General features: G+C 38.1%; 3 protein-coding genes. All 3 read right to left on the reverse strand.

Annotated elements, in window-relative coordinates:
- The coding region (locus ACIQ2S_RS11515) for a 3-hydroxyacyl-CoA dehydrogenase NAD-binding domain-containing protein (protein WP_396176128.1) at nucleotides 1–2,274 on the reverse strand (2,274 nt) is incomplete at its 3' end.
- A gap of 86 nt (nucleotides 2,275–2,360) precedes the next feature.
- Nucleotides 2,361–2,792: a MarR family winged helix-turn-helix transcriptional regulator gene (locus tag ACIQ2S_RS11520; protein ID WP_396176130.1), complete on the reverse strand. Its 432-nt coding sequence runs from the start codon at nucleotides 2,790–2,792 to the stop codon at nucleotides 2,361–2,363.
- 152 nt (nucleotides 2,793–2,944) lie between these two features.
- A complete protein-coding gene (locus ACIQ2S_RS11525; protein ID WP_396176132.1) occupies nucleotides 2,945–4,561 on the reverse strand; it encodes a M1 family metallopeptidase in 1,617 nt (538 codons plus the stop codon).
- Nucleotides 4,562–4,592: the final 31 nt, after the last annotated feature.

Genomic DNA, 4,592 nt, shown 5'->3' on the forward strand with positions numbered 1-4,592 from the left:
CACCAATGTCGGCTCTGATAAATCACCACCCGCCATAACATAAGCCAATTTGTTAGCAATTTTTCTATCGTGTTCCGAAATGTATTTACCGGCTTGCATTTGGTCGGTTCCCACTAAGAACATTCCCAACGCTTGTTTTCCTAATACTTTAATGTCTTTACGTTGAATTGGTTGTGTGTAACCTTGTTCTGCCATTTGTAAGGCAACTTGTTTCGCAACGGCAATTTGACGATCGCGATTCACAACAACTATATCTTTTCCCTTTTGAAGAATACCGAAATCAAAAGCTTCATAAGCAGAAGTGGCTACTTTTGCCATTCCGATGGTTAGGAAGTATTCTTGCAACACATTTAATTCCACATCATTTTTATGAAATAAATCAGAAGCACGAACGGTCATTTCTTTCGAACCTCCTCCGCCGGGAATGACTCCGACACCAAATTCCACTAAACCAATATAGGTTTCTGCAGCAGCAACCACTCGGTCGGCGTGCATTGTCATTTCGCAACCACCACCTAACGTCATTCCGTGTGGAGCAACGACTACCGGAATAGAGGAGTAGCGGCAACGCATCATCGTGTCTTGAAACATTTTGATAGCCATATTCAATTCGTCATATTCTTGTTCGACAGCCATCATAAAAATCATTCCGATGTTGGCTCCTACAGTGAAATTAGCTCCTTGGTTTCCTATAACTAATCCGTTGTATTCTTTTTCGGCTAAATCGATGGCTTTGTTAATCCCTTGTAAAACGCCACCGCCAATGGTATTCATTTTAGAGTGAAATTCTAAATTCAATATTCCATCGCCTAAATGATGAATGGTAGCATCTGAGTTACCCCAAACTTTATGACTTTCTCTGATGTTATTTAGTATAATAAACGCATCTTGACCCGGTATTTTTTCCTGTGATTTGGTTGGGATATTGTAAAAATGTGTTGCACCATTTTTAACCGTGTAAAAAGAAGCGTTTTCAGATGCTATCATTTCAGTGACCCAAGCGGCGGGTTCATAACCTTCCACACGCATCATGTCAATTCCTTTAGCTACACCGATGCTGTCCCAAATTTCAAACGGACCATTTTCCCAACCGAAGCCGGCTTTCATGGCATCGTCGATTTTATATAATTCATCAGATATTTCAGGGATTCTGTTTGAACAGTATGCAAACATAGCTGCGAAATTCTTTCTATAAAAATCACCCGCTTTGTCTTTTCCTTTCACTAATACAGGGAAACGATCGATTGGTTTGTCAATGGTTTTGGTTAATTCTAAAGTGGCAAAAGACGCTTTTTTATTCGGTCGGTATTCCATCGTGTCTAAATCCAATGATAGAATATCTTTGTCGACTTTTTTATAAAAACCTTGTTTGGTTTTGCTTCCCAACCATTTATTCTCCATCATTGTATGGATGAAAGAAGGTAATTTGAACAAATCATGAGCTTCGTCATTCGGACAGTTTTGCTCGATTCCATTTGCGACATGAACCAATGTATCCAGACCAACTACATCAACGGTTCTAAACGTCGCCGATTTTGGTCGGCCGATGACAGGACCGGTTAATTTATCCACTTCTTCGATGGTTAGCCCCATTTCTTTTACTTGGTGAAACAGACTCATGATACCGAAAATTCCAATCCGGTTGCCAATGAATGCCGGAGTATCTTTGGCTACGACCGACGTTTTTCCTAAGAATTGTGAACCATAATTAGTTAGGAAATCTAAAACGGATTGACTTGTTTTTGGCCCGGGAATGATTTCAAACAATTTTAAATAACGTGCAGGGTTGAAGAAGTGCGTTCCGCAAAAATGCTGCTGGAAATCGTCCGTTCTGCCTTCACTCATAAATTGAATCGGAATTCCGGACGTGTTGGAAGTTACCAACGTTCCCGGTTTTCTATATTTATCCACTTGTTCGAAAACGAGTTTCTTAATATCTAAACGTTCCACTACCACTTCGATAATCCAATCTACAGAAGCAATTTTCGGCATATCATCCGTTGTATTTCCTGTTGAAATTCGGTTGGCAAATTTCTGACTATAAATAGGAGAAGGGTTCGACTTTAAAGCATTTGTTAAACTGTCATTTACAATGCGGTTGCGAACTGCTTTACTTTCTAAAGTGAGTCCTTTTTTCTCTTCCGCTTCGGTTAAGGCATTTGGAATGATGTCTAACAAAAGTACTTCAACACCAATGTTTGCAAAGTGACAAGCAATACCGGAACCCATAATTCCGGATCCGATAACGGCCACTTTTTTAATTGTTCTTTTCATTTTTATATTCTTATTGCGGGTTACGAGTTTCCGCTGGTTTTAGTTAGTTATATTTTTAGAACACAGATTTAAAAAATTAGAAAAATCTAGAAAATCTTCTTTTCGTTAATTAATGTATTGATTACATCGGCGACCTCCATGAAATGCTGTAATTTTTCTTCGGTTATGTTTTGTTTGACAACTTCGTTGAATTTTAAAACGGTCGATTTGGATAATTCTCTTTTTTCCTTACCCAATTCCGTTAAGTATATTAGGACACCGCGACCGTCTTCCGGATTTTTTTTACGGATAATTAATCCTTTTTCTTCTAATGTTTTTAAAGTACGAGTAAGGCTCGTAGGTTCCATTCCCATTCGGTTGCTAATAAACGTTGATGGAGTTCCGTCTTCCTTATCAATGCTCAATAATGCAAAACCAATAGCCATTGATCCTTCAAATTTTGAAGCTTCTTCGTTGTACATCCGCGAAACGGCTTGCCACGTTGCTCTTAATATATAATCAATTGTTTTTTCTTTCATGTATTTACGAAAACGTTTTCAAATATAAATAAAATATATTATGCACGCATAGTAAATTGTAAAATTTAACAGTTTTTTGATGGATGAGGGTTGAAGCTGCTCGTTGGAAAGGGCTAATCGATTAACCGATTAACCGACTAAACTGTAAATCCTTAATCCGTTAGTTCAATTAACATTTTGTAAGTAGAAAGTACAAGGTCATCTTTTGTTTTAGCACCCGGAATACGTGTCCACTCATTGGTGACAAGAGTTCTGTTGTTCTTTGGTCCAATTTGGTTTTCAATTGGTAGTTGGAAGTTTTGTACATCGGTTTTCCAACGAGCTTCCAAGTTTTTCTTGACAACTCGTAATTCCAGTACAGGAAGATTAGTGTAATTTAAATATTGGTCAAAAAACGGTGTTAAATCGGTTCCGGATTCTTTAGAAAAAAAAGAGACGACATCTTTGGTTTCAATAATTTGGTAGCGGTAAGTTTCGCAATATTTTCGAAGCATCGCCCACCATTTGGCATCATCGCCGATGCTGTGACGAAGGGTGTTTAGCATCAACGCACCTTTGTAATACATATCAGAATTACCTGTTTTATAATTCACACCAAATTGTCCGATGATCGGTTTTTGGTTGCTAACCATTCCTCTTTGTCCGTTAATGTATTGCATGGCTTTTTCATATCCAAATTCACACTCTACAAACACAGATTCGGAATAGGTGGTAAAACTTTCGTGTATCCACATATCCGCAATATCTTTTGAAGTAATGCTGTTGCCAAACCATTCGTGACCTGTTTCATGTATCGTAATGTAGTCAAAAAGTAAGCCTACACCTGTGCCGGTCATATCGCTGCCCATATATCCTTTCATATACTTATTCCCATAAGCTACAGCACTTTGGTGTTCCATACCTAAATAAGGAGTTTCAACCAATTTAAATCCATCTTCCACAAAAGGGTAGGTGCCAAACTTCTCTTGAAAGCAGTCCATCATCGGTTTTACTTCTGCAAAGTGTTTACGTGCTTTGGTTTCGTTTTCACGCAAAACGTAGTAATCCAAGTCCAATCCTTTGTGCGATTCATGAATATGGACGTAATCGGCTATATTAATGACGATATTGTAATTGTTGATCGGACTTTTTACTTCCCAGTCCCAGCGGGTGTAACCGTTGTTCAAGTTCTCACTTCCTAAAAAACGACCATTGGATACATTCATTAAACCATTTGGAACGGCGACTTTAATCGATGCACCTCGATCGGGTTCGTCGGTTTGGTGGTCTTTTACAGGGTACCACAAACTAGCACCTGTTCCTTGCACGGCGACACCAATAAACGGTTTGTTTTGTGCATCTTTTTTCCATACAAAACCACCATCCCAAGGAGCCCGTTTAGCAACTAAAGGATTACCGGAGTAATAAAAACGAACTTTTTGTTCTGTATTTAAAGGTAAAATAGAAGGGAAATTGATGAAGATGGCGTCAAATTCTCTTTTGTATTGTAGTTTTTTTTCATTGAAAATGATACTGTCCACAACCATATTCTCAAACAAATCCAATTGAATTTTTTGCGTTTTTTCAATTACTTTAAAGGTAATTTCATTGTAACCTTTGACTGTTTTATATTCCGGTTCAATGGTCAAATTCAAGTCATATCGAAGTACATCGAAACAAGTTCGTTCCGGGCGAAGACCACCTTGTAATGAATCGCGTCGGGTGAATTCCTGAGCGTTGATTTGTTGTAATCCAAAAAATACTAGTATTAAGAGAAAAAATTTATACATAGTTTACTTTTCAATTAGTCGCAGTTTCGAT

The organism is Flavobacterium sp., from assembly GCF_044371705.1.
Classification (GTDB): domain Bacteria; phylum Bacteroidota; class Bacteroidia; order Flavobacteriales; family Flavobacteriaceae; genus Flavobacterium.

Coding starts and splice junctions, on each gene's coding strand:
- ACIQ2S_RS11520 (WP_396176130.1), bottom strand. CDS start 2,792: ATGAAAGAAAAAACAATTGATTATATATTAAGAGCAACGTGGCAAGCC.
- ACIQ2S_RS11525 (WP_396176132.1), bottom strand. CDS start 4,561: ATGTATAAATTTTTTCTCTTAATACTAGTATTTTTTGGATTACAACAA.